At 69.1% G+C, this 24,980-nt stretch carries 23 protein-coding genes; 17 read left to right on the top strand and 6 right to left on the bottom strand.

Annotation, left to right across the window (positions count from 1 at the left end; genetic code table 11):
* The first annotated feature begins 17 nt into the window (after window positions 1-17).
* Entirely contained in the window at window positions 18-1,382 is a 1,365-nt protein-coding gene (locus ACOPJ3_RS02270; protein WP_427870210.1) for a DUF2254 domain-containing protein, read from the top strand.
* Window positions 1,383-1,520: 138 nt separating this feature from the next.
* On the opposite strand, the gene ACOPJ3_RS02265 is transcribed toward ACOPJ3_RS02270, so the two are convergent.
* The gene (locus ACOPJ3_RS02265) at window positions 1,521-3,173 is read right to left on the bottom strand and encodes a DUF7507 domain-containing protein (RefSeq protein WP_427870209.1); all 1,653 of its coding nucleotides are present in this window, start codon (window positions 3,171-3,173) and stop codon (window positions 1,521-1,523) included.
* Between the two features lie 415 nt (window positions 3,174-3,588).
* On the opposite strand from ACOPJ3_RS02265, the gene ACOPJ3_RS02260 reads away from it, so the two are divergent.
* A complete protein-coding gene (locus tag ACOPJ3_RS02260; protein WP_427870208.1) occupies window positions 3,589-5,103 on the top strand; it encodes a helix-turn-helix domain-containing protein in 1,515 nt (504 codons plus the stop codon).
* A gap of 122 nt (window positions 5,104-5,225) precedes the next feature.
* Here the strand turns inward: ACOPJ3_RS02260 and ACOPJ3_RS02255 are convergent, their stop codons facing one another.
* On the bottom strand, window positions 5,226-5,591 hold the full coding sequence (locus ACOPJ3_RS02255) for an META domain-containing protein (protein WP_427870207.1): 366 nt from the start codon (window positions 5,589-5,591) through the stop codon (window positions 5,226-5,228).
* Between the two features lie 195 nt (window positions 5,592-5,786).
* Between ACOPJ3_RS02255 and ACOPJ3_RS02250 the strand changes: the two genes are divergently transcribed.
* Together ACOPJ3_RS02250 and ACOPJ3_RS02245 are read left to right on the top strand one after the other, a co-directional pair.
* The gene (locus ACOPJ3_RS02250; protein WP_427870206.1) at window positions 5,787-7,292 is read left to right on the top strand and encodes a basic amino acid/polyamine antiporter; all 1,506 of its coding nucleotides are present in this window, start codon (window positions 5,787-5,789) and stop codon (window positions 7,290-7,292) included.
* 38 nt (window positions 7,293-7,330) lie between these two features.
* On the top strand, window positions 7,331-8,578 hold the full coding sequence (locus ACOPJ3_RS02245; protein ID WP_427870205.1) for an arginine deiminase: 1,248 nt from the start codon (window positions 7,331-7,333) through the stop codon (window positions 8,576-8,578).
* Here the strand turns inward: ACOPJ3_RS02245 and ACOPJ3_RS02240 are convergent.
* Window positions 8,572-9,333, bottom strand: coding sequence for an alpha/beta fold hydrolase (locus ACOPJ3_RS02240; RefSeq protein ID WP_427870204.1), 762 nt, complete (start codon window positions 9,331-9,333; stop codon window positions 8,572-8,574). The two genes, ACOPJ3_RS02245 and ACOPJ3_RS02240, sit on opposite strands and share 7 nt — an antisense overlap.
* Window positions 9,334-9,979: 646 nt before the next feature.
* On the opposite strand from ACOPJ3_RS02240, the gene ACOPJ3_RS02235 reads away from it, so the two are divergent.
* Window positions 9,980-11,386, top strand: a complete 1,407-nt coding sequence (locus ACOPJ3_RS02235) for a YibE/F family protein (RefSeq protein WP_427870203.1) — start codon at window positions 9,980-9,982, stop codon at window positions 11,384-11,386.
* A gap of 73 nt (window positions 11,387-11,459) precedes the next feature.
* Here ACOPJ3_RS02235 and ACOPJ3_RS02230 read toward each other — a convergent pair whose 3' ends face one another.
* Complete coding sequence (locus tag ACOPJ3_RS02230; protein ID WP_427870202.1) at window positions 11,460-12,335, bottom strand: class I SAM-dependent methyltransferase; 876 nt, start codon at window positions 12,333-12,335, stop codon at window positions 11,460-11,462.
* Window positions 12,336-12,535: 200 nt separating this feature from the next.
* On the opposite strand from ACOPJ3_RS02230, the gene ACOPJ3_RS02225 reads away from it, so the two are divergent.
* The 4 genes from ACOPJ3_RS02225 (at window position 12,536) to ACOPJ3_RS02210 (ending at window position 16,066) form a co-directional block, all read left to right on the top strand.
* Window positions 12,536-13,444 (top strand): ABC transporter substrate-binding protein, encoded by a 909-nt coding sequence (locus ACOPJ3_RS02225; RefSeq protein ID WP_427870201.1) that lies wholly within the window; start codon window positions 12,536-12,538, stop codon window positions 13,442-13,444.
* A 104-nt stretch (window positions 13,445-13,548) separates the two neighbouring features.
* Complete coding sequence (locus ACOPJ3_RS02220) at window positions 13,549-14,589, top strand: FecCD family ABC transporter permease (protein ID WP_427870200.1); 1,041 nt, start codon at window positions 13,549-13,551, stop codon at window positions 14,587-14,589.
* A complete protein-coding gene (locus ACOPJ3_RS02215) occupies window positions 14,589-15,401 on the top strand; it encodes an ABC transporter ATP-binding protein (protein WP_427870199.1) in 813 nt (270 codons plus the stop codon). Before ACOPJ3_RS02220 ends, ACOPJ3_RS02215 begins: the two co-directional genes overlap by 1 nt.
* Window positions 15,402-15,781: 380 nt before the next feature.
* On the top strand, window positions 15,782-16,066 hold the full coding sequence (locus ACOPJ3_RS02210) for a PLDc N-terminal domain-containing protein (RefSeq protein ID WP_427870198.1): 285 nt from the start codon (window positions 15,782-15,784) through the stop codon (window positions 16,064-16,066).
* Here ACOPJ3_RS02210 and nrdF read toward each other — a convergent pair.
* Window positions 16,063-17,106, bottom strand: a complete 1,044-nt coding sequence (gene nrdF, locus ACOPJ3_RS02205; protein ID WP_427871160.1) for a class 1b ribonucleoside-diphosphate reductase subunit beta — start codon at window positions 17,104-17,106, stop codon at window positions 16,063-16,065. The genes ACOPJ3_RS02210 and nrdF overlap by 4 nt on opposite strands.
* Before the next feature lie 23 nt (window positions 17,107-17,129).
* On the bottom strand, window positions 17,130-17,621 hold the full coding sequence (gene nrdI / locus ACOPJ3_RS02200; protein WP_427870197.1) for a class Ib ribonucleoside-diphosphate reductase assembly flavoprotein NrdI: 492 nt from the start codon (window positions 17,619-17,621) through the stop codon (window positions 17,130-17,132).
* Between the two features lie 283 nt (window positions 17,622-17,904).
* On the opposite strand from nrdI, the gene ACOPJ3_RS02195 reads away from it, so the two are divergent.
* The 8 genes from ACOPJ3_RS02195 to ACOPJ3_RS02160 all read left to right on the top strand — a co-directional run bounded on the left by ACOPJ3_RS02195 (window position 17,905) and on the right by ACOPJ3_RS02160 (window position 24,975).
* Complete coding sequence (locus tag ACOPJ3_RS02195) at window positions 17,905-18,309, top strand: hypothetical protein (protein WP_427870196.1); 405 nt, start codon at window positions 17,905-17,907, stop codon at window positions 18,307-18,309.
* Between the two features lie 262 nt (window positions 18,310-18,571).
* Window positions 18,572-19,174 (top strand): alternate-type signal peptide domain-containing protein, encoded by a 603-nt coding sequence (locus tag ACOPJ3_RS02190; RefSeq protein WP_427870195.1) that lies wholly within the window; start codon window positions 18,572-18,574, stop codon window positions 19,172-19,174.
* Between the two features lie 156 nt (window positions 19,175-19,330).
* Entirely contained in the window at window positions 19,331-19,930 is a 600-nt protein-coding gene (locus tag ACOPJ3_RS02185; protein WP_427870194.1) for a hypothetical protein, read from the top strand.
* Window positions 19,920-21,290, top strand: coding sequence for a hypothetical protein (locus ACOPJ3_RS02180; protein ID WP_427870193.1), 1,371 nt, complete (start codon window positions 19,920-19,922; stop codon window positions 21,288-21,290). Before ACOPJ3_RS02185 ends, ACOPJ3_RS02180 begins: the two co-directional genes overlap by 11 nt.
* Window positions 21,291-21,296: 6 nt before the next feature.
* A complete protein-coding gene (locus ACOPJ3_RS02175) occupies window positions 21,297-22,085 on the top strand; it encodes a hypothetical protein (protein WP_427870192.1) in 789 nt (262 codons plus the stop codon).
* A gap of 210 nt (window positions 22,086-22,295) precedes the next feature.
* Window positions 22,296-22,901, top strand: a complete 606-nt coding sequence (locus ACOPJ3_RS02170) for an alternate-type signal peptide domain-containing protein (RefSeq protein ID WP_427870191.1) — start codon at window positions 22,296-22,298, stop codon at window positions 22,899-22,901.
* Between the two features lie 72 nt (window positions 22,902-22,973).
* On the top strand, window positions 22,974-23,591 hold the full coding sequence (locus ACOPJ3_RS02165; RefSeq protein WP_427870190.1) for a hypothetical protein: 618 nt from the start codon (window positions 22,974-22,976) through the stop codon (window positions 23,589-23,591).
* The gene (locus ACOPJ3_RS02160; protein ID WP_427870189.1) at window positions 23,581-24,975 is read left to right on the top strand and encodes an RICIN domain-containing protein; all 1,395 of its coding nucleotides are present in this window, start codon (window positions 23,581-23,583) and stop codon (window positions 24,973-24,975) included. Before ACOPJ3_RS02165 ends, ACOPJ3_RS02160 begins: the two co-directional genes overlap by 11 nt.
* Window positions 24,976-24,980 lie beyond the last annotated feature (5 nt).

Genomic DNA, 24,980 nt, shown 5'->3' with positions numbered 1-24,980 from the left:
GGGAACGGGAGGACGAGATGTCCAGGTGGTGGATCATCGCGCGGCGCATCGCACGCGGGATCTGGTTCCGAGCGATGCTCTTCACGATCGCGGCGATCGTGGTCGCCGTGCTCGCGTGGGCCGCCAGCTCGCTCCTGCCCGACGACACGGGGATCGAGCTCGGACAGAGCTCGGTCGGATCCCTCCTCGAGATCCTCGCGACCTCGATGCTCGCGGTCACGACGTTCTCGCTCACGACCATGGTCGCCGCCTACACGGCGGCCGCGACCGCAGGCACCCCGCGATCCACCCAGCTGCTCATCACCGACAGCACCTCGCAGAACGCGCTCTCGACCTACGTCGGCGCCTTCGCCTTCTCCATCGTCGGCATCATCGCGCTCTCGCTCGAGGTGTACTCCGAGACGGGCAAGGCGCTGCTCTTCGCGGCGACCGTGCTCGTGGTGGCCCTCGTGCTCGTGAGCCTGCTGCGCTGGATCTCGTTCCTCGCCGACTTCGGCCGCACCCCCGACGTGATCGAGCGGCTCGAGCGCGCGGCCACTCGGGCGATGATCGCGCAGGCCAAGCATCCCCGCATGGGCGCATCGCGCTGGATCGCGCCCGCCGCAGAGGCGGTGCCGATCGCGACGCAACAGCCCGGCTACGTCGTGCGGATCGACGTCGAACACCTCGAGCGAGTAGCCCAGCACTGCGGCTGCGAATTCTGGGTGCTCGCGCGGCCCGGCGCCCGCGTCTCGCTCGGTGAGCCGCTCGTGCTCTCCTCGACCGAGCTCAGCCACGCGGCCCGCGAGCACGTGCTCGACGCCTTCTTCATCGAGGCGCACCGCACCTTCGAGCAGGATGCCAGGCTCGGCCTCATCGCGCTCTCCGAGGTCGCGAGCAAAGCCCTCTCCCCCGCCGTGAACGACCCGGGCACCGCCGTCGAGGTGCTCGGCGCGCTCGAGCGCGTGCTGCGGCACGCGATCGTCACGGATCCGGATCCCGAGGTCGTGTTCCCGCTTGTACGGATGCGGGGGATCTCGGTCCGCGACCTCCTCACCGACGCGTTCCGCCCGGCAGCACGAGACGGCGCGGCGATCGTCGAGGTGTGCGTGCGCCTGCAGCGGGAGCTCGGGGCGCTCGCAGCGGCGCTCGAGGTCGATCCCGTGCCGCGCGCCGAGCGCGAGGTCTGGGCGGGCGAGCTCCGCCGCGCGGGCGAGGAGGCGCTCGCCCGCGCCGAGCGCGGGCTCCACACCCCGGGCGACCTCGACGCGGTCCGCGAGGCGCACGCCGCGTGGGCGGATCCGGCCGCAGATCCGGCCTCGCGCGGTGCCGGAGCGGCCGGTGGGGCCGGTGCCGCCGGTGGGGCCGGTGCCGCCGGGAAACGCAGCGACCCGCGCACCTGAGCCCGCTTCGCAGGACACGACCCAGGTGCGCGGGTCACACGGATGCGGCGAGCCACCGCACCGACCCGGGCCGCCGTTCGGGGGGAGGACTGCGGCCCGGGGGGTCTCGGGGGCGGCCGCTGGCCCGCCCCCGGCTGATTACGCGTCTCGGCGCCTGATCAGGAGCGCGAGTGCCCCACCTCCGAGCAGCGCCGCGCCGAGCGAGAGCGCCCCGATGACGGAGGCGTCGCCTGTTGTCGCGAGCTGGTCATCCGGCTTCGGGGATCCCGGCAGCTCCGGATCCGGCGCCTTCGGGTTCACCGACGGCTCCGGCACCTCGTGCTCGGTGACGACCTCAGGCCCTGTGATCTCCTCATCGGTCTCCGGATCGGTCGCCGCCGCGGTTGCGCGGTTCTTGATACGCACGCCGGAAGCGTCCCGGTGCACGGTCACCGAGTAGGTAATCGTCGCGGTCTGTCCCTGCTCGAGCGACCCGACCCAGTTGAGCGTCGCGTCTGAGTGTGTCGCATACGAGATCGTCGCGCGGCCATCGGTCACAGCCACACCGTCGATCTCAGTCACCGGCTCGCCCACAAGGTCGGCATGCGCAAACACGCCGCTGAGGTCATCCGACACGGTGACCGGGTCGAGCCTGGTCTCGCCGGTGTTCGCTGCAACGATCGTGTACTCGATCGTGCTTCCGGGCAGAACCGAGGTGCCGGTGGCCGGGTCGGAGTGCTTCTCAAGCGTGAATCCCGGAACGAGCCCTGGCTGCGGCTTCGCGTCGTTCACGATCGTGCACACGACATTCGTGCCGCTCGGGTGGCTCGGAATCGTGACGCTCAGGTCGCTTCCCTGCCCACTCATCGGCACCTCGGTGTTCTCTTGGTCGACGCAGGTCACGCTCGACTCGTAGTTCGCGAGATCAGCTCCTGATGCCGCCGACTCACTGATCCGGTAGTCGACGCCTGGCGAAACGAAGATCGGCCCCACAGTCGTGTCCTGGATGCCGGTCGCGCTGCCCGTCGTCGTAGCGGTGATCGTGCCCTCAGGAGCGCCGATCGCCAACGCGAACTGGTCCGACTCTGCAAAGCGATCGACGACGTCCTTCTGCAGGGTCAGTGTGTTCGGGAACGAGCAGCTCGCAAGGTCAGTGTTGCCGAAATCCCCGGTGTCGAAGGTGCGCGTGAGGCTCCCCGTCGCAAGGTCGACCTCGCTGATCCTGTCGTGTTGAGAGACGAAGAGGCGCCCGTTCGCCCCGAACGCGATGCCGTTCCCGAGCGTTCCGTCCGGAAGCGTTGCGACCTCAGTGAGGGGGATCGGTTCGGACCCCGGCCGCGTGGGAAGATCGCCCGCGGCGACGCGGCCGATCATGTCGTCCTTCAACACATACAGGTCACCGTTCGCGCCGAACGCGAAGTCACCATTGCCGCTCCGGGATGTGGCCAGAAACCCGACCTGCCCGATTGCTTCGGCTGCCTCGGGATCGTAGGCTCCGAGGTACGATGGCACGCCGTCGCCGCCGTAATAGTAGAGGCCCGTTGCGGGGCTCACCGCCCCCCGGATCAGCACTCCCGGAACGCGGGGATCGCCGAGGGACTTCGTCACGGTTTCGCCGGTAATGGCATCGTGGATCGCGATCTGCTTCTCGAGCCCCGCCGAGGAGACGCTGTTGTCGAGGGTGTAGGCGACCGCTCCGTCGACACTCACTCCGAGCGCGTTTGCTCGCTGGCCTTCAGCATGAACAGGGCCGAGCACCCCCGCTTCGATGTCGACCGCGCGAATGGTGCCCTCGTCGTTCACCGTATACATCGTGTTCGCATCGCAGGCGAATGGCTCCGCGGCAGCGCGGGTCTTTCCCCTGCATCGGGAATGAGCGCTGCGGTGTCCACCGCAGAGGCGGCTACTGCGCCGCTGATCCGCTCCATCATGGAGTGTGTGCACTTCATCCTCTTTCTGGATTTCGCAATCTCTGGGCGTTCTGGTCCCGTCCGGGAAGAAAGCTAGCAAACGCCGCCCAGAGCAAAAGGACACGAAAAACTCTTCTGATCTGGCTTTATGCCCAATCTCGTCACCCCTCTACGCCCGCCGGTTCATCCTTTTCCGCAGCCAAGATCACCCTTTTGGCGACGCCCGAGAGATTAATGTCACAAAACGGCACCGGGCCCTAAATTCGGCATCACATGTGGCTTATTGTGTGATCAGACGCATATTTCGAGGGGAAGCATTGCTGCACAGAGGAACCGAGCTCGACGAGCTCTGCTGCGAATTGGAGGCGAGCCTCGACCGCGGCGACCACGCGCGGGCGCTTGCCCAACTTCGGCGCAGCGGGCCGGCCGCATGGTACCGGCTTCCTCGCGAGCGGTTCCGCGCAATCCTTGAGCTCATCCTCGCCGGCGGCGGCGAGTCCTCCGAGTTCGCGCGCCACATGCTGAAGTTCGTGAGCGTCGCGGATCACAGACACCTCGACCTCGAGCAGGCCGCAGCGATCCCGGACGGCGATCCATGCCTCACGACCATGCGGCTCATCGCCCGCATGATGGACCTGCGCCTCCGCGGCCGCGCGGGCGCGGCCCTCAGCCTCGTGCCCGAACTGCACGAGGAAGCGGTCAAGGTACACCCCATGTTCGACACCCGGAGCGGGTGGAACCTCCTGATCTCGGCCCAGTGCGGGGCCACCGCGATGCTTGCGGGCGAGTTCCGGGCGGCGCTCGACTACTTCGCGGCGGCGCAGTCCCACGTCATCGTGCCCTCGCTCCTCTTTTTCAACCGAGACGCGCACGTGAAGTCCGCCATCATCCACGCGCTCTTCGGCGACACGGAGGACGCGGTCATCGCGCTCGGCCAGGCGAAGCGGATCCCGCGCACTGCGAGCTGGATCGAGCCGATCATCGACGCTCATGCTGCGCTCGCGGAGGCCATCCTCGATCACGACTTCGACCGCGCCTCGCTGACCCTCCGCGCGCTCCCGCTCCGAGAGGTCGGTGAGATGTGGCCGTTCCTCGTGCTCGGGCTGCACCGCCAGCTCCTCCGCTCAGGCCGGCTCCTCGAACTGAGCGACCGCCTCGCGACCTTCGAGAATCTCGGCTTTCCTCGGATCGAGGGAGAGAGCTTCACGGGGAGCGTCCTCCCGATGTCCAGGACCGTGGTGCACCTCATGCGCGGCGACCTCGCCTCGGCCGAGCGCAGCATCGCGGCCGGAGACCCCGAGTTCGTGGGAACGCAGCTGGTCAGCGCGGCCGTCGCGGTCGCCAGGGGCCGCGGGCAGCGCGCACTGGAGCTCGCGCGCTCCTCCGCCGCCGGGACGGACGGGTTGCGGCAGCTCCAGCTCAGGCGCTACGGCATCATGGCGCACGCGCACCTCACGCTTGGCCGGCGGGATCAGGCGCTCGAGACCCTGCACACGCTCGAGTCCATCGCCGGGGGGAGCCGCGGCGAGGACGTGCCGTTTCTCGCCTCCGAGGTGCACGAGCTCGCCACCACGGCCGTGCCGAAATGGGAGGGACTTGAGGCTCCCATGAAGCCCGTCCGGCCGAACCTCGAGCTCCCCGTGCCGCTGACCTCGCGCGAGCGCGAGGTGCTGCACCTGCTCGCGAGCGGCGCGAGCCGCACCGAAATCGCAGAACGCCTGTTCATCTCAATGAATACGCTGAAGACCCACCTGCGCGGGGTCTATCGCAAGCTTGACGCCCCGAACCGGGCGACCGCGATCCTGCGCGCCGAGCGCGCGGGGCTACTGTAGGCGCGCGCGCTCGCTCGCTCCGCGATCTGCGCTCGTTCCTAGGTTTCGGAAGGGAATCGTGGGAACGAGTGCAGAATTCGGAGCGAGCGCCGGCGCGGGCCCCGGATCCGGATCCGCCGTCGCTACTTCTCCTGGCGCGCGAGCGTGCCGATCTGCTTGCCGCCCTCGCCCTTGATGATGAGCTCGTCGCCGCGCACCTCGCCGGTGACGAGACCGGAGAGCCAGGTGTCGACGTCCTGGCAGGCCATCATCGTCGAGGCGACCTGGCCGAATTCGACGACGCCGCCCTTCTCGCTCCAGCTGCCGACCAGCCGGTTGCAGCCGTCGGTGCCCGAGAGCTTGCCGTCCTTCGCGAGCTCGAGCTGGGGCTGCCCCTGCCCGGAGCTCCCCCACGTGCCTGCGGCGCCCTCGGCCTCGGCGGCGCAGCCGCTCAGTCCGAGCAGAGCCGTCGCTGCGATGGCCGCCGCGATCATCAGTTTTCCACGCATGTTCGGTCCCCGTTCTGTAACCCGTACCATCTCTACCCCGGCTCGCCTTTGAACCGGCTGAACCCCGCACTCAGCGGGCTCGCGGACCCCGCGAGGCTGCGCTGATCCGGCGACAAAAGTTGCTCTGATCACACTCTATTGCACGAATACAACATGTGTATATGATGCAGTTACTCAGCGTCGAGAGGACACAGCATGTCTGGTGGGGATGCAGCGTCGGGCGGTTCCACCGCGCCCTCCGCGCCCGGATCGGGGGGCGGCGAGACCGGATCCGGTGCCCCCGTCGCGAAGCTCTCGACGCTCGCGATGACGGGCATGGTCGTCGGCTCCATGGTCGGGGCCGGGGTGTTCACCCTGCCGGGCCGCTTCGCCCGCGAGACCGGGGTCGCTGGCGCCCTCATCGCCTGGTCGATCGCGGGCGCAGGCATGCTCATGCTCGCCTTCGTGTTCCAGCTGCTCGCGGTGCGCAAGCCCGAGCTCGACGCCGGGGTGTACGCCTACGCCAAGGAGGGCTTCGGCGAGTATCTCGGCTTCTTCTCGGGATTCGGGTACTGGGCGAGCGCCTGCGCCGGCAACACCTTCTACTGGGTCTTCATCATGTCGACCCTCACCGGCCTCGGGGTCGGCGGACTCGGAGCGGGAGACACCCCCCTTGCTATCGCGCTCTCCTCCGCCGGCCTCTGGGGGTTCTACCTCCTGGTCAGGCGCGGGGTTCAGGGTGCCGCCGCCATCAACACGATCGTCACGATCGCGAAGATCGTGCCGATCGTGATCTTCGTGCTGCTGTGCATCTTCGTCTTCGACCCGGCAGCATTCGCGGAGAACTGGGGCGGCGCAGACTACGCCGGGTCCCTCTTTGAGCAGGTGCGCGGCACGATGCTCGTGACGGTGTTCGTATTCCTCGGCGTAGAGGGCGCGAGCGTCTATTCCCGCCACGCGAAGCGGCGCGAGGACGTGGGGCGCGCGACCGTGCTCGGCTTCCTCTCGGTCTTCGCGATCTTCGCCTCCGTGACGATCGTCTCCTACGGAGTCATGCCGATGTCGGAGATCGCGGAACTCGCTCAGCCCTCGATGGCTGGAGTGCTCGAGCACGCGGTGGGGCCGTGGGGCCGCTGGTTCGTGAGCGCCGGGCTGATCGTCTCCGTGCTGGGCGCCTACCTCGCGTGGTCGCTCATGGCGGCCGAGGTGCTGAGCGTCGCGGCGGAGGATCGTGACATGCCCCGCTTCCTCGCCCGCACGAACCGGCACGGGGTGCCGGCGAACGCCGTGCTGCTCACGTCCATCTTTGTGCAGCTGCTGCTCCTCGCGCTGCTGCTCGCTGGCAACGCGCTCGACCTCGCGCTCGACCTCACGAGCGCGCTCACGCTCGTGCCGTTCCTGCTCGCGGCGCTCTATGCGCTGAAGCTCGTCGGCTCCCGGCCGGAACCCGGGCAGGAGCCGCAGGCACGCGGGATCGTGCGCGACCGGATCGTGTCGGCGATCGCCGTCGTCTACACCGCGTTTCTCCTCTTTGCCGCCGGCGTGCAGTTCGTGCTGCTCGCGCTCGTCATCTACGCCCCCGCGACGATCCTCTTCGCGATGGCGCGGCGCGAGCAGGGCCGCCGTGTCTTCTCGGCCCGGGAGCTCATCATCTTCGCCGTCTCCCTGCTCGGGGCGGTCGCCGGGATCGTGGCGATTGTCGCCGGGTGGATCACCCTCTGAGCCTTCACCCCCGCCCCTCACTCCGAAGGAGAACCGAGATGTCAGAATCAGCGCCGAAGGGCGTGCACTCCGAAGTCGGCGCGCTGCGGAAGGTGCTCGTGTGCGAGCCCCGGCTCGCGCACCGCAGGCTCACCCCGTCGAACTGCGACGAGCTCCTCTTCGACGACGTGATGTGGGTCGAAAACGGGCGGCGTGACCACGCCGACTTTGTCTCGAGCCTCCGCTCGAACGGGGTCGAGGTGCTCGAGCTCCACGACCTGCTCGCGCAGACGATGGCGATCCCGGACGCGAAGGACTGGCTGCTCGACCGCAAGATCACGCCGAACGAGGTGGGGCTCGGGCTCGTCGAGGGGACCCGCGGCTTCCTCGAGAGCCTGCCGGCGCAGCAGCTCGCCGAGTTCCTCATCGGCGGGCTCGCGACGACCGACCTCCCCGCCGACTACCGCAGCGACTACGTGAACCTCGCGCGCGAGTCGGCCGGGGTGAACGAGTACCTGATGCCGCCGCTGCCGAACACCCTCTACACGCGCGACACCACGTGCTGGATCTACGGCGGGCTCACCCTGAACCCCCTGTTCTGGCCCGCGCGGCACGACGAGACGATGCTCATGCAGGCGATCTACCGCTTCCACCCTGAGCTCTCGGGGTCGCGGGTGTGGTGGGGCGACGCCGAGGCCGACTGGGGGCGCGCGACCGTCGAGGGCGGCGACGTCATGCCGATCGGGCGCGGCACCGTGCTCATCGGCATGAGCGAGCGTACCTCGCGGCAGGGCATCACGCAGCTCGCCTCCGCGCTCTTCGCGCAGGGCGCCGCCGAGCACGTGATCGTCGCTGGCATGCCGCGGCTGCGCGCCGCCATGCACCTCGACACCGTGTTCACGTTCGTCGACCGCGACGTCGTGACGCTGTATCCGAAGATCATCGACGAGGTGCACTGCTTCTCGCTGCGGCCGGCTGCCGGCGCCGGCGGGATCCGCGTGACCGACCACGGGGACCGCCCGCTCGTCGAGGTGGTCTCCGCCGCGCTCGGCCTCGACGGGCTCCGCGTCGTCGAGACCGCGGGCGACAACTACGCCTCCGAGCGTCAGCAGTGGGACAGCGGCAACAACGCCGTCGCTCTCCGCCCCGGCGTCGTCTACACCTACGATCGCAACACCCTCACGAACGACCAGCTCGTGCGCGCCGGCATCGAGGTGATCCCCATCGTCGGCGCGGAGCTCGGCCGCGGGCGCGGCGGCGGGCACTGCATGACCTGCCCGATCGAGCGCGATCCCGTGGACTACTGAGGCGCCGGATCCTGAAGCTGCTCGACGAACTCGAGCATCATCGATGCGGCAGGCTCCGCGCTCTTGATGATCGCGTCGTGGCGCCGGCCCGGGATCTCCCGCAGCTCGGCCCCCGGCACCGCGGCGGCGATCTCGGCGGTCCAGCGCTGCGGCGCCACGAAGTCGCACTCGCCGCTCATGACGAGCGTGGGTGTGGTGATGAGGGGACACAGGTACTCGATCGCCTGCGCGAGCATCCGCCGCAGCCTCCCGACGAACCAGAACGGGGTCGTCTTCAGGTACTCAAACACGCCGATCAGGAGCACCTTCGGGCTTTCGCCGGCGAGGTCCTGGACCATTCGCAGCGCCTGCCGGGCGAAGCTCCGTTCGTGCCGGTTGATGGTCGGCGCAATGAGCACGAGCGCCTCGAGCAGCTCCGGGCGCGCAACGGCGATCTCGGCCGCGATCTGGGTGCCCATCGAGTGTCCGGCGAGCACGACGGGCCCGCAGTCGAGGTCGGCGATGAACTGTCCGATCAGGTCCGCATTCTCCGTGATCGTGTCGGCGGCGAGGGACCGGGGCGAATCGCCGAAGCCCGGGAGGTCCATCGCGATGACGCGCCCGTACGGCCGGAGAGTCTCCGCGACTCCCTCGAAGGTGACTCGGCCCATGCCGATGCCGTGCAGCAGCACATACGTGGCGCCCTCGGCCGGTCCGGAGTCTGCGTACACGAAGTAGGTGTCCGCGTAGGGATACTTGAGGCTGTCGGACGTCACAGATTCAGCGTAGACGGTCCGAAAGACGCTCGTGTCCGGAAAGGGGACGCCCCGGGCCAGGAGCATCTCGGGGAATCGATGCAACCTGCCCGGGGGCGTCACGACCGGAGGCGGGGTCCTCCGGTCGGGACCTGGGATCCGTGGCGCTGCCTCGCAAAACGGGGAAGATTCACTGAACGACAGCTACGCGGATGATTTCCCAGGTGGTCTCTAGTGGTGTTCCTTCCGTGCTCGCGCACAGAGAGACAGGCTCCTCCGACGTCTCGCCAGGGGCTTGGCGCCCCGCGATCTCGCCGAGAACTGGCTCCCCCACGCCGTTTCTTTTCTCAAAGGAGACTCTAAGGCAGTCGGGAGCAAATTTCACCTTGAATCACCAATCGGCGATTCCTCGCGGCACGAAAAGAGCCGCTGAGGGGACCGGTCCAGACACACGCACAGCCCGCAGAGGCCTGAGAACAATTATCATCACTGGGAGACACGCGTCGCCGGCGCGGCCCGCCGCAGACGCCCGAGAAGGAGGCAGATCCTGAGCCTGAAAGCGAGACTCGAGCGCGTCTGGAGCTCCCACGGCCACTCGCACGCGCACGCCGAAGTGGCCGGAGAGTTCGGGGGCGTCCCGGATCCCGACCACCGGGCGAGCCGCCTGGTGCGAACCATCACGGTCGGGATCCTCGTCGCGGTCGCCGCCGCGACGGTCGTCGGGATGGCGGCGCTCTGGCCGGACTACGCGAGGGTCGCAACGGTCGCCGAGCGGGCCGAATTCTCAGCCCCCGGCGTCACCTATGAGCGGGGCGAGATCCTCGGGCTCACGGAGGGTTGCGGGGCAGGCGCCGGTGCGCGGGGCGAAACCGGCGAGCGCGGCGGCTCGGGATCCGGACCCGAAGCACCGGGGGCCGGGGCCGGCTCTGATTCCGGATCCGGGTCCGGATCCGGGTCCGGGCAGCCTGCCCAGGACCGCTGCGTCACCGCGAGCGTCGGGATCCTGAGCGGCTCCGACACGGGCCGCATGGTGTCGATCCAGCTCCGCGGCACGGTGCTCGCCTCTGGCCTCACGCAGGGCGACCACGTGCAACTCATCGCGACGCCGGCGCTCACGCCCGACGATAGCGAGGCGACAGGCTACGCGATCGACCCGGACGCGCTGCCCGCCTACGGCCTCGCGGGCATCGAGCGGCACATTCCGCTCCTGATCCTGACCCTGATTTTCGTCATCGTGGTCGTCGCGATCGGGCGCATCCGCGGCTTCCTCGCGCTGCTCGCGCTCGGGATCAGCGCCGTCGTGCTGCTCGCCTTCGTGCTGCCCGCGCTCCTCTCGGGCGGGCCGGGGCTCCTCATCGGCATCGTCGGCTCGGTCGCGATCATGTTCATCACGCTCTATTTCGTCCACGGGCCCAACATGCGCACGACCGCCGCCCTGATCGGGACGCTGTTCGGGATCCTGTGCATCTCCGGGCTCTCGGAGCTCGCGGTGCGCGCGGCGCGGCTCAGCGGCGCGGGAAGCGACTCGTCGAGCCTGCTCTCGGCGATGGTCGGCGAGATGGACCTGCGCGGCCTCCTCACCTGCTCGATCCTCATCGCGGGGCTCGGGATCCTGAACGACGTCACGATCACGCAGTCGTCCGCCGTGTGGGAGCTGCGCGCGGCGGCGCCCCACCTCTCACGGCGCGACATCTACGCGCGCGCCATGCGAATCGGGCGCGACCACATCGCTTCGACCGTCTACACCGTGTTCTTTGCATACATCGGCGCCGCGCTCAGCGTGCTGCTGCTCCTCTACATGTACAACCGCCCGCTGCTTTCCCTGCTCACGGCGGAAGACCTGGGCATCGAGATCGTGAGCACGCTGTGCGGCGGCGTCGGCCTCATCCTCGCGGTGCCCATCACGACGTTCGTGGCGGTGCTCTTCACGCCCCCGGGCCGCGAGGAGCGCGAGCGCTGGGCGGCGTCCGCGCCTGCGTCAGCGCCTGCGTCAGCGTCAGCGTCAGCGCCTGCGTCCACGTCAGCGCTCACAGGGATTTCTGCACCCACCGAGGCTGAAAGCCCAAATTCTTGAATTTGAGTGCAGATCTCTCGGCGAGGGCGGCGGCCCGGGCGCGCCGGGCGCCGGGCCCCGCGCGCAGGGCGCCCTACCGCCGCGCGTAGACCACGTAGTCGTCGAAGTACTGCCAGAGGGTGCCCGCCTCCCGGAAGCCAGCGACCCGCAGCGACTCGGCGTGGAACACGGGCGACACGTCCCGCGCCTCGTCCTCCCAGATGGCGGCGAAGCGCGCGTCGCGCTCCGCGATCAACTCGTCGAACTCTCCGCCCTCGGAAAAGCGCTCCCACCAGCCGTCCCAGTCGAGCACGCCATCCTCGAATGCTGCCTGCTGACGCGCGTCATCCGCCGCGCTCACCGCCCGGAAGAACGAGCCCTCGACGCCGAGCGAGAGGTGGTCGGCGTTGAAGAAGAGCGCACCCTCAGGGAGCACGCGCGCGAGCCGCTCATAGAACGAGACGAGCCCGCCGGCCGGCAGCCAGTGCAGCGCCGTGCTCGACACCACAACCTCGGGTAGCCACCCCTCGAGCGCGGCCGGCCAACTCGGGTCGAGGAGGTTCGCCTCCACCACGAGCGAGCGCTCGCCGAACTCCGCGAGGTTCCTCCGGGCGAGCGCGAGGAGCGCCGGATCGTAGTCGAGCGTCACCACCCGCACCTCTGGGAATCGCTCCAGGATCAGGCGCGAGAACGAGCCGAGCCCGCCCGCGGCATCCAAGATCGTCGTGACGCCAGGTTTCGCGTACTGGATCGCGTCGAGCACGATTCCGAAACGCTCGGCGCGCTTCGCGACGTATGCGTCTTGCTGCATCTCCCACTCCGCGATGAGCGCACGCACCGGATCGGGCGAGCCGCCACTCGGGCGGGCACTCTGACCAGGGTCGGGATCCGACACGCCCGCGGCGCCTGATCCGGGGCGTTCGTCATGAATTTCGCGGCTAGCTGGGGTTGAGAAATACATGTCTGTCATGGAATAGACCTTTCCCTGGTCAATTTTCGGCGGCGAGGATACGCTCTGCTAGCATCCTAGACATGAAAATGAGAACGGTTATCATTACGGGTCTGACGGCGAGTTCGCTTCTGCTGTCGGGCTGCGCGTCGGGATCTTCGACCGACGCCGCAGGGTCGGTGTCGGCGCCATCCGCGACTCACGTCTCCAAGCCTGAGGGCGTGACGAAGTACCCGGTCACCCTCGAGAACTGCGGCGACAAGGTGAGCTACGACCAGGCTCCGAAGCGCGCCGTGACCCTGGATCAGGCCAGTGCGGAGGTGCTGATCCGGCTCGGCCTCGCCGACCGCATGGTCGGCACCGGATACGAGACCGACAAGCCGACGAAGGACATCGCGGAGGAGTACGCGAAGATCCCGCTCCTCGCTGAAAACGGCGCCGTCGTCTCGCACGAATCCCTGCTCAACGCGCAGCCCGACTTCGTGATGTCGCACTTCGCGAGCTTCTTCGCCGCAGACAAGGCCGGCGAGCGCAGGGAGCTCGACGAGCACGGCGTGCCCACCTACCTCACCGAGTTCGACTGCACCTTCCACCAGGCCGTCGATGGGGCTTCCTTCGAGATGCTCTTCTCGGAGTATGCGGATCTTGCGAAGATCTTCGACGTGCAGGGCGCAGGCGAGAAGCTCATCGCCGAGCAGCGGGCGGTCGTGGAGGACGGCCTGGCAACCGCGAAGAAGATCACGGGCACGCCGTCAATCATGTGGTTCTACTCCACCTATGACGGCGCACCCTACGTCGCGGGCCCCGGAGGACTGCCCCAGCACGTCAGCGAGCTCATTGGCGCAAAGAACGTCTTTGACGATGCCGAGACCAAGTGGCCGGAAACCAGCTGGGACGAGGTCGCCGCGCGCAACCCCGACGTCATCGTGCTCGCCGACCTCACGCGCGGCAAGCCGGGCGATTCCGCCAAGGAAAAGATCGAGATCCTGAAGAAGGATCCGCTCACCTCGAAGCTCGACGCCGTCAAGAACGAGCGCTTCATCATCGTTCCCGGCACCTACATGGACCCGAGCTACGGCAGCGTCTACGCGCTGCCCGCAGTCGCCGAAGGACTCGTCGACCTGCAGTAGCCACACGCGCGGGTGCGGCGGACCCCCAATGCCGCCGCACCCGTTTTTTCATGCCCGGATCCGGCACTGCGATCCGGATCCTCACCCCGCCCCAAGGAGTACACATGAGCGGAACGCGACACGTTCGCGCGCCCTTCCCGATCACCCTCGCCGTCGCCGTCATCGTCCTCGCCGCCTCGATCGTCGGCGGCACGCTCGTCGGCACGGCGAACCTCAGCCCGCTCGACGTCGTGTCGACGATCATGCGGCACATCGGCCTCGGCGCGGTCGCACCGACCCCCGCGCTCCCCGAGCTACTCGACGCGCTCGTCTGGGAGTCCCGGGTGCCGCGCGTCCTGCTCGCCGCGGTTGTGGGCATCGGCCTCACGGTGTCGGGCGCCGTCCTGCAGTCGGTCACCCGCAACCCCCTCGCCGACCCCTACCTGCTCGGCGTCTCCTCGGGCGCGTCGACCGGCGCGGTCGCGGTGCTCCTGCTCGGGATCGGCGGAGGGGCGCTTTCGCTGTCGACCGGGGCATTCCTCGGGGCGCTGCTGTCGTTCGGGATCCTGATGCTGCTCCTCGGTGGCGGCCGCGTGCAGAGCGCCTCGCGCGTCGTGCTCACGGGCGTGCTCGTGTCGCAGTTCTTCGCGGCGATCACGAGCGTCGTGCTCATGGTGAACGGTGACGCGAACTCGACCCGCGGCTTCGTGTTCTGGCTGCTCGGCTCGCTCGGCGGCGCGCGGTGGGAGCCGCTCATCGTCGCCGGGACGGTGATCCTCATCGGGGTCATCGCGGTGCAGTTCTTCGCGCCGGCGCTCGACGCCTTCACCTTCGGCTGGGATTCGGCCGCGGCGCTCGGGATCAACGTGCGCGCCGCCCGCGTCGCGCTCATGATCCTGACGGCCGTCGTCACGGCCGCCGCCGTCGCCGCCTCCGGCGCGATCGGCTTCATCGGACTCCTGATCCCCCACGTGATCCGGCTCCTCTTCGGCCCGACGCACCGGAGCCTCCTGCCGCTTGCGGGGCTCACGGGCGGCGCCTTCCTGATCTGGGTTGACGCCTTCGCGCGCTCCGCGTTCTCGCCCAACGAGCTGCCCGTGGGCGTCATCACTGCGCTCCTCGGAGCGCCCGCGTTCGCAATCGTACTGAGAAGGGCGGGCTCCTGATGGGAAAGATTTCTGCGCGGAACGTCAGCTGGTCGATCAGCGGTATCGAACTGCTGTCGGGGGTGGATCTCGACGCCGCGGACGGCTGCGTCGTCGGACTCCTCGGCCCGAACGGCTCGGGCAAGTCGACGCTGCTGCGCCTGCTCGCGGGGCTGCGGCGGCCAGACACGGGGGCGGTGCGGGTCGACGGCACCGACCTCTCCGAGATGTCGCGGCGCGGGATCGCGCGGCGCCTCGCCCTGGTCGAGCAGGACACGACGGCGAACGGCGACCTCACGGTGCGCCAGGTCGTCGAGCTCGGGCGGACCCCGTTCAGGGGGCGATTCGACGGGCTTGGCTCGCACGATGCCGCCGTCGTCGACGAGGCGCTCGCGCGCGTCAATATCGCCGAGAAGCAGCACCGGATCTGGCACACCCTCTCCGGCGGCGAGCGCCAGCGGGCGCAGCTCGCGCGTGCGCTCGCGCAGCAGCCCACGGAAATCCTGCTCGATGAGCCGACCAACCACCTCGATATCCGGCACCAACTGGAACTCCTTGAGCTGCTCCGGTCCCTCGGCATCACGTGTGTGATCGCGCTGCACGACCTGAACTTGGCCGCCCGCTACTGCGACCGCCTCGTCCTGCTCGACGGCGGGCGCGTCGTCAGCGCCGGCCTGCCGGAGGCGGTGCTCACCCGGCGGCGGCTACGCGAGGTCTACGGCGTCGACGCGCTGCTCGAGCGCGACGCCTCGGTGCCGTTCGGCTCGGTGCGGGTGAACTTCCTGCGCCCGTGGACGGATCCAGGTCCGGCGGTGGCGCCCGGGGCTGATTGAGAGGCGCCGGCTCTGGCCCGGCGCGGCGCCGCGCCGGGCCAGAGCCGCGCCGCGCCTTGGCCGCCTCGGCCGCCTCGGCCGCCTCGGCCCTGGGTTGAGTTGACCCAAAGTGACGCCTAATCGCCCTCAGGGCTCAGTTTGGGTCAACTCAGGAAGGCGCCGGGCTGAGTTCGGCCGGACAGCCGCCCGCGGCGAGTTGAGTTGACCGAAAGTGACGCTTAACCGCGATTAGGCGTCACTTTCGGTCAACTCAGACGAGGGCGAGAGCGAGAGCGAGGGCGAGGGCGAGGGCGAGGGGAGATCATGCTCGCGTGTCCCCGCGGGATCGCGTACCCTGCGAGTGCAGAGACCGGTTCGCCCGTCCGCAGAGGAGCCCTCCCTTGACCCTGCCCTTGCTCACGACCGCCCCCGCACTCTCGTCCCAGACCCCCACGCCGCCCGCGCAGTACGAGCTCTTCTTCATCGCCTGGCTGGCGGTCCTCGTCGGCGTTGGCATCATGTCGCTCGTCGCTCTCATCCAGCTCTGTATCGACGTCCCCAGACACCGCGGGGCCACTGCCCCGGTCTGGGCGCTCGCGATTCTCTTCGTGCCCGTCATCGGCCCGATCATCTACTTCAGCTGGCGTCGGCGCCTGCCCCAGCGCGGCCGGCGACCGAGGGCCTAGAAATCCCAGTCCGAGTCGGTCGTGTCCTCGGCGCGACCGATCACATACGCCGATCCCGAGCCGGAGAAGAAGTCGTGGTTCTCGTCGCTGCCGGGCGAGAGAGCCGCGAGGATCTCCGGGTTGACCTCGGTTTCCGCGGGCGAAAACCGTGCGGGGTAGCCGAGGTTCATGAGCGATTTGTTCGCGTTGTAGCGCACGAACACGGCGACGTCGTCCATGAGCCCGAGCGGCTCGTAGAGCGCGCCCGAGTAGTCGAGCTCGAGCTCGTACAGCTCCTCGAGCAGCGAGAAGGTGAAGTCGCGCATCTCCTCGCGGCGGGCGTCCGTGCAGCCGTCGAGGCCGCGCTGGTACTTGTAGCCCGAGTAGTAGCCGTGCACCGCTTTGTCCCGCAGGATCAGGCGAATCATGTCGGCCGTGTTGGTGAGTCTCGCCCGCACCGAGAAGTGCAGCGGCAGGTAGAACCCCGCGTAGAGCAGCAGTGAGGAGAGGAGGGTCGACGACACCTTCCGTTTCAACGGATCGTCCCCGTAGTAGTGCGCGAGTACGGTCTTCGCGCGCGCCTGGAGCAGGTCGTTCCCGACCGCCCACTCGTACGCCGAGTCGATCTCCGGGGTGCTCGTGAGGGTCGAGAACACGGAGGAGTAGGAGCGGGCGTGCACCGCCTGCATGAAGGCGATATTGGTGTAGACCGCCTCCTCGTGCTCGGTGCGGGCGTCCTGGATTTGGCATATCTCTCCGACGGTCGCCTGCACCGTGTCGAGCATGGTGAGTCCGGTGAACACGCGCATCGTCAGGGTTCGCTCGGTCTCCGACATCCGCTGCCAGTCCGGCAGGTCATTCGAAAGCGGCACTTTTTCGGGCAGCCAGAAGTTGGCGGTGAGCCGGTTCCACACCTCGAGGTCTTTCTCGTCGGCGACCCGGTTCCAGTTGATCGGCCTGAGCCGTGCCTCAGGATCGTGACGGTACGTCGGCGGGGTGACGGAGCGCGGCGTGACGGAGCCCAGTGCCGCCCCGCCCGCCGAAGGCGCGTGCTCGATCATGTCTCGGTGATCTCCCTTCTCACTCATGCGGACCGGCTTTCGGCCGCGTACTCCTCCTGCTGCGCCGCCCAGAACTCGCCGAGGCCCTCGCGGACCCGGTCGACGTCCCGCTCAGTGCCGAGCAGTTCGAAGCGGTAGAGCTCCGGGATCCGGCACTTCGCCGAGATCACGGGCCCGGCGAGGCAGTAATGCTCGCCGAAGTTCGTGTTGCCAGCCGTGATGACGCCGCGCATGAGGCCGCGATTCTCGGGGTCGTTGAGGAACTGGATCACCTGCTTCGGTACGGCGCCCGAGGGCTCGCCTCCGCCATAGGTCGGCACCACGAGCACGAACGGGTTCGTGACCCTGATTTGCCCCTCGATGCGGGGCCTGAGCGGGATCCTGCCGGCCTCGATTCGGAGCTTATCGACGAATCTGCGCGTGTTCTCGGACACGCTCGAGAAATAGATGAGCGCGGGCGATGCCGCGCGCGTCAGCACCGCGACAGGCGCCTCCCTGCGTCGATCTGCCTGCATGCGGCACACTCCCCTTTCGCTCCATGACACCTATATGTAGTGCATCTCACCGGTTTTGCCACTACATATAGGTGTAGCACGACATCGATCCAGAATTCTACGACATGCCGAACAATTATTGTTCGAGATGCCGAACTCAACGCGCCCCCTTCATGATCGAAGGCCGTCAACGTTCCGAACGCCCCACGCTCAGCCACTTCACGACTGTTGACCGGCAACTCGATAGGGTCCGCCAATAACTTGGCTCTCGCAACGCAACATCACCACCCCCCAAGGAGATGACATGTCCAAGCACCTGCTTTCCATCGCGGCCCTTGCAGCAGCAGCCGGCCTGCTGCTCTCCGGTTGCGCCCCCAAGTCCGCGACCGAGAACACGTCGCCGATGCCCGAGCCCGCCCCCGAGCCAACGACGAGCGTCCTGGTGTCGGAGAATCGTCTTCCCGAGGGCTTCCCCGAGACGGCCACCGAAATTCGCTCGGTTGTGGACGGCGAGAAGATCGCCTATGCGTGGCACGGCGAGGGCCGCACGCAGGGCTGCGAGCCGAGTGACGGCTTCCCCGACGGATACGCGGCCCCGCTCCTCCTCCAGGACGTCGCGCTGAAGAACGTCGTCAAGTGCGGAGATTTCTGGCAGGCCGAGCAGGCTGACGGATCATTCCTGGCCTGGAACACGCCGCACCAGCTGTAGACCGATCCAAACTTGCATGGCACCCAAAATGGTAGACAGCGCAGTCTTTTCGCTTTAACACAGTGCTCTTCCCCTGCGGGCGGCAGATGTGTGACTCCCCTCCAACGATTCGGGCGGTCACACATCTGTCGCTTTAGGTTAAGCCGTCCTCTCGGGGGAACCTCGGGCTCATCGGCCCGGCCCGGCGGGGACACTCAGCCAGGGGGCCAGCCGACGGGGTGTTTCGGCGTGCCCACTGGGCACACGCAACCAAGGAGCACCAGTGAAGAAGACGACCAAGGCAGTCCTCGCGGCAGGCGCAGGGCTGGCACTCCTCATCGGTACGGGCGGCACCCTCGCGCTCTGGAACAGTAGTTCCGAGCTCGCCGGGGGCACGATCACCGCCGGCACCCTACAGCTCGCGGCGTCGGGCACCCCGACCTGGCAGATCCAGCGCGCGGGCGCGACCACTCCCGAGGCCGTCACCGACCTCGCGGCACTGCGCATCGTGCCGGGCGACAAACTCATCTACACCGGGAACTTCACGATTGCCGCCGAGGGGCGCAACCTCAGCTTCCGCGCCAACATCGCGCCGGGCGCCATCACCCCCGCGCGGGCGGGCAATGCGGCTGACACTCGCCTCGCGCAGCAGCTCGACCTGACCGCGGCCTACACGATCAACGGCGTCGCGGGACAGACCGCGACCATCACCCAGACGAACGACGCCGCGAGTTCGTATCCGGCCCGAATCGTCGTCACGCTCGACTGGCCCTTCGACGACCCCGCCGGCTCCTCCGCGGCCCAGGACAACGTGGCCAAGCAGGGGCAGGTCTCGCTCGCCAACTTCTCGCTCACCGCCACCCAGGTCCAGCGCTCGGCGACCTAACGGGCGGCTTCCTCGGCCCGCCGCACGGGGCGGGGTCGGAGACTCCGATCCCGCCCCGTGCGACGGGCCCGGATCAGGATCCGGATCATAGCCCCGATCAGGGCCCGGATCAGGATCCGGACCCACGGTCGATGCCCGGCGCTCAGAGGGAGGGACATGAGCGAGCATCCAGTCGGCACCCGGCGTGAACTCCGCGCCACACATGGGCGCACGCGCCGGCGACGCCGTCTCCGCGCACTCGCGCTCTCCACCTCGGTGGTCGCGGGGGCGACGCTGCTCGGGATCGGGACCGCCGGAGGCACGTACGCGCTCCTGCAGACGCGCGCGGAGCTGCGCGGGGCCAGTCTCACAGCCGGCACGGCCGAGCTTCGGCTCAACGATGCCGTTTCTGCCGAGCTGGGCCCGGTGGTCCTGAGTCCGGCGGCGCCCGCCACGCAGGCCGTCAAGGTCACGAACATCGGGAGCGTTCGCCTGCGACTTTCCGGGCACACTTCGGCCGCGTCATCGACGGGGATCTTGCCGTACGTCCAGGCGCGGCTGACGCCGGTCGCGAACGCCGCCTCCTGCACGGCCGGGCTCGGCACGGCCCCGGCACCCCTCAGCTCCTTCGCGGCGCAGAACTTCGCAGAGCTGGCCCCGGGCGCCTCCCGCTGGGCCTGCCTCGAGGTCGCGCTCCGCCCCGGCACCCCCGCGGATCTTGCGGGCCAGCAGGTGCCGTTCACCCTCACGATCAGCGGAGTACAACATGCGGGGTAGCCAACGCCGACGCGTGCGCCAGCGGCGCCGGGCACTCCTCGGCTTCGTCGCGGGCGTCTCGGCCACCGCCCTCCTCGCGGGCGGTGGCTCCGCATGGGCGCTCTGGACGGCCTCGACGCAGGGCACGTCGACCGCGCGAACGAACGCCGTCACGGTTGCGGTCGCCGCGCACGGCCTCGACGCGAGCTACACCAATGAGCACTCAACCTTCGTGCACACCGGCTCTTTCACCGTCACCAACACGAGCGGCACGTCGGGCACGGTGGGCGCCACCGTCTCCGGTGGCGGTTCGCTCGCCGCCGGACTCCCGATCCGGATCTGGCCGGCGTCGACAGGGCCGTGCACGGCTCCACCGCCGCCGGGCGCTACCTCGGGGAGATGGGATTCGGCCGCCGCGCCGGCGGTGACAGGGGTGGCCCCCGCGGCGGCGGTCACCTACTGCGTGCGCACGGAGATCTCGGTCGACACTCGCAACGCGATCTCTACACCGACGGGGGCCATGGCCACCCACCCTGTCATCACCGCGTCGCTCACGACCGCTGGCTGGTCCGCGAAGACGGCGACGGTCGCGGTCACGCAGAGCACCCAGGGCATCTATCCGCTCGCGGGGAGCGGATGGCTGCCCCACGGGGTGGCACGCTGGTTCACGGTCCGGGCGGGCGCCAGCCCATCCGTGTGCCTCGATGTCAAGGGCGGGCGGAACGATCCGGGCACTCCCCTGCTCGCGTTCTCCTGCGGACCCGTCTCCAATCAGGCTTTTGAGCTCGTCCCGGTCGCGACTGGGAACGACTATCTCGTCACACTGCGCCCCGCGAACGCACTCCAGACCCGGGCCGCCGTGGACCCGGTGACCCAGCAGCAGCTCACCGCGGCCGCCGCACTCGGGGGCGCCACCGGCGCGGAACCCGCCGCCCAGCGCTGGTATGTGCAGCGCGTTCCTGGCAACAGGTGGTCGTTCGTCTCGGCGCTCGATGGGCGATGTCTGACTCTGCCGGGCACCTCGACCGAGGATCCGACGCACACAGGCCCGTGCACGGGGTCGAACGTCGCACTCGAACTCCGGCGGGAGCCCGTGACGTTCGCTGCCTCCGCCCAGGAGGTCACGGTGTCGTGGGGCATCGCCCCGGGCAACGCCGTGATCTTCAATCTGCAGACTCGGCCGGCGGGAGCCCACGAGTGGAGCAACCAGGTGACGAATACGGGTCCAGGGGCGCGCACCTTCACCTTTTCCACGGCCGGTTTCTCCCCGGGAACCCACGAGCTTCGCATCTCCGATTTCGGTGGCGGAACGATCTACGGTGACATGACCATGACGGTCGACGGCTCCGGGCGGGCGACCGCCGGCAGTGGATTCGGGTGATCGAGCGTGTGCGCTGCACGAGGGCGCGGGATCCCGATCATGCTCCGGATCCGGATCAGCGCCGCGGCACTCGGGACGGGGCTCGCGATCGCCGGACTCGCACTGATCGCCCCTCTCGCAGCTGCCCAGTCGCGCCCCGCCGCGACCGAACCGCTCGCGCTGTCGCTCGACGGGGTGCACTTCGACGACGGCGTCAGCCCTCGCTTGTTCTCGGCGCTCGGTGCGGTCGTGCCCGGAGACACCTCCTCGGCCGCGGTGTGGATCCGGAACGACGCTCGAGACCGTGCGACGCTCTCGGTCGACCTCGTCGACGTGGCGGCCTCGGACCGCGAGCTCGCGAGTGCCGCCAGCCTCAAGGTTTCCGCTGCGGGCAGAGAACGCGTGGTCACCGTCGCTGAGGCGCACACGGCAGGTGGCCGAATACGTGCGCTCGACGCTCTTCCACTCGCCCCTTCCGAGACCGTCCGCGTCGACGTGACACTCGCGATCGATGCGCGGCTCGGCGAGCGGCGGGGTGAGCCGGGTGTGGCCGGCGCTCGCGAGACCTTCTCGCTTCGCGTGCAGGCGGCGCTCGCCCAGTCGCCCGTGACGGCCGGCACCCGCGCACTGCCCGCCACGGGCGGCGGGGATCCCCGGCTGGGGATCGCCGGCGGCGCGCTCTGCGCCTCGGGGACGGGGGTGCTGGTGATGGCGCTCAGGAAGCGGGATCGGTGCGCGGGGAAACCACGCGTCGCCCCGTGCCGTCGCCGGGAGGGCGTATCACACTCAGTCCAAACTACTCAAGGGCACAATTAGTACGCAAGGTCACGAAAGCGCACCGATTTCACCGCTCCGCATAGGCGATTCCCTCCAAACCTTTTCGTGCCGGGCCGCACCCGGGCTACCTTGAACCGTCCTCGCGAGGTCGGCTGAAACACGCCCGAAAAGCGCTGAGGAAATTCATCTGGGGGGATCTGTCGATGGGACTATTCGGCGTGCCTCCAGGCACTCTCGAATAGGAAACCCATGAAGAAGATCACGAAGGCCACGCTGGCCGCCGGTGCCGGCCTCGCACTCCTCCTCGGCACGGGCGGCACCCTTGCCTACTGGAACAGCTCGGCGAGCCTCGGCGGCGCCACGATCACGGCCGGCAACCTGGCGCTCACGCAGGTGGGCACCGGCACCTGGCAGATCCAGCACACGAGCGCCGCGGCGCCCGAGCCGGTCGCCGACATCTCCGCACTCCGCCTCGTTCCGGGCGACAAGCTCATCTACACGGGCGACTATCAGATCACCGCGCAGGGGCGGAACCTGGTGTTCAAGGCCGACATCGCGCCCGGCGCGATCACGGCGGCGACCACGGGGAATGCCGCGGACGAGAAGCTCAAGACGCGCCTCACGCAGTCGGCCGACTACACGATCAACGGCGTCAAGGGCCAGACCGCCACGATCAAGCACAAGAGCGACAACTCGGGGACCTACAACGCGAAGATCGCCGTGACGCTCACCTGGCCGTTCGACCAGCCCGCAGGCACCTCGCCCGCAGAGGACAACCCGGCGAAGCTCGGCAAGGTCTCGCTCTCCGCGTTCGCCGTGACCGCAACGCAGCTCGACGGCACCACGACCCCGTAGTCGGCTCGGGATCCGGACGCCCGGCGCACCCGGATCCCGCACACTCACCCCAGCAGCAGAAAGGGAGTCCCAGTGACGTCCTCGGCACCCGTGACTCGGCGCGCGCTCCGCGCCGAGACGCGCAGCTCGCGCCAGCGGCGCCGCATTCGCGGCCTCGCGGTGTCCGCTGCGATGCTCACGGGCGCCACGCTGCTCGGGCTCGGCGCCGCGGGCGGCACGTACGCGCTCCTCAACGCGCGCGCCGAGCTGGGCGGGGCGACGATTTCGGCCGGCACGGCCGAGTTGCGTATCGACGGGGCGGCCTCCGCAAGCCTCGCCGACCTCAGCGTCGGTCCGGGCGCACCCGCGGCACGCGCCGTGACCGTCTCGAACACCGGCCACGTCACGCTCGACCTGTCCGCGCGTGCAACGCCCACGGCTGCGCCCGCCATCCTCGCGAATACGCAGATCCGGCTCACGCCCGTCTCCTCGGCCGCGCAGTGCGTGCCCGGCCGCCCCGGTCCGGCACCCGCGCCGCTCAGCGGTTACACGAAGAGCGGCATCGGCGCTCTCGCCCCGACGGGGCCCGCCTCGTCTGGGACCACGGTGCTGTGCCTCGAGCTCTCGCTCCGCGACGGCACCCCGGTGGAGCAGTCCGGCCAGCAGGTGCCGTTCACGCTCACGATCGAGGGGGTGCAGCGTGCGGGCTAACACACCCCCGTCCGCTCGCCACGGTCGCTCCGGGATCCGCCGCGCATTCCGGCTGCCGCGCCGCGTCATGGCGGGCTTTGCCGCGGGCGTCGCCGTGGCCGCGCTCGCCCTCGGCGGTGGTTCGGCCTGGGCATTCTGGACCGCAGGCGCGGAGGCGAGCGCCTCGATGAAGACGGCCCCCGTGACGCTCACGATCACCCCTTCGGCGCTCGACGGCGTCTTCGTCAACACGACGAGTACCCTCACCCGCACCGGATCATTCACGGTCACGAACACGAGCTCGACGCCCGGCGCGGTCGGCGCGACCATCTCGGGCACCGGTCCGCTCGCCGCGGGCCTTCCTGTCCGGATCTGGCCCAACACGGTTGCGGCCTGCACCGCGGGCACCCCGGCGAGCGCAACATCAGGCACCTGGGCCTCGGCCGTCGCGCCCTCTGTCCAGGGGGTCCTTCCCGGATCGAGCGTGACCTACTGCGCGCGCACTGACGTTCCCGTCGCCTCCCGCGACGCAATTTCAGCCGCCTCTGGCTCCCAGTCGACGAACCCCGTCGTCACCGGCACGCTGACGACCGCCGGCTGGCCCGCGAAGGGCGCCGCCGTGCAGACCACCCAGCGCACGCAGGCGATCTACCCGCTCCCCGCGGCGAACTGGCTGCCCGACGGCGTCTCGCGCTGGTACACCGTGCGCGCCGCCGCGAACACGAACGTCTGTCTCGACGTCTCGGGATCCGGAACCGCAGGCGGAACCCCGATCCTCTCGTACGGCTGCTACGTGACTTCCAATCAGGCGTTCGAGATCCTCCCCGTGGCCGCGGGCGATGACCGGCTCGTCGCACTGCGCCCGGCGAACGCGGTTGGCACGAGACTCGCGATCGACCCCGCGAACGGCCAGCAGATCATCGCGGTGAACGGCGCGGGCGACACCCGTGCCCAGCAGTGGTACCTGCAGACGATGCCCGGCGATCGCTGGCAGCTCGTCTCCGCGCTCAACGGCTACTGCCTTGTGCTCCCGACCTCGTCGTCGGTCTCCTCGACCTCCGCTGCGCCGTGCACCTCGGCGAACGTCTCCGTCGAGCTCCGCCGGGAGCCCGTTTCCTTCTCCGCCTCGGGCACCACCGTCAACATCAGCTGGGGCATTGGCGCGGGCAACTCGACCCTCCGCCTGCAGACGCGGAACGCGGGCACGACCGGCGACGCCGGCTGGACGACGCGCTCGACGCTGCGCGGTCTCGACGCGCGGACTTTCTCCTTCGCAATACCCAGGATCCCCTCGGGCGAGAAGGAGGCCCGCATCGTCGACGCGAACGACAACGTCGTCTACGGCGGCATGACCTTCACCGTGCCCCTTACCGGGGCGCTTACCGCCGGCGCGGGCTTCGGGTAGGCCGC

Source organism: Leucobacter luti (assembly GCF_050310065.1).
GTDB lineage: Bacteria > Actinomycetota > Actinomycetes > Actinomycetales > Microbacteriaceae > Leucobacter > Leucobacter luti_B.
The sequence above is the reverse complement of the archived record's forward strand: the minus strand, read 5'-3'. Positions and strand labels throughout refer to the sequence as shown.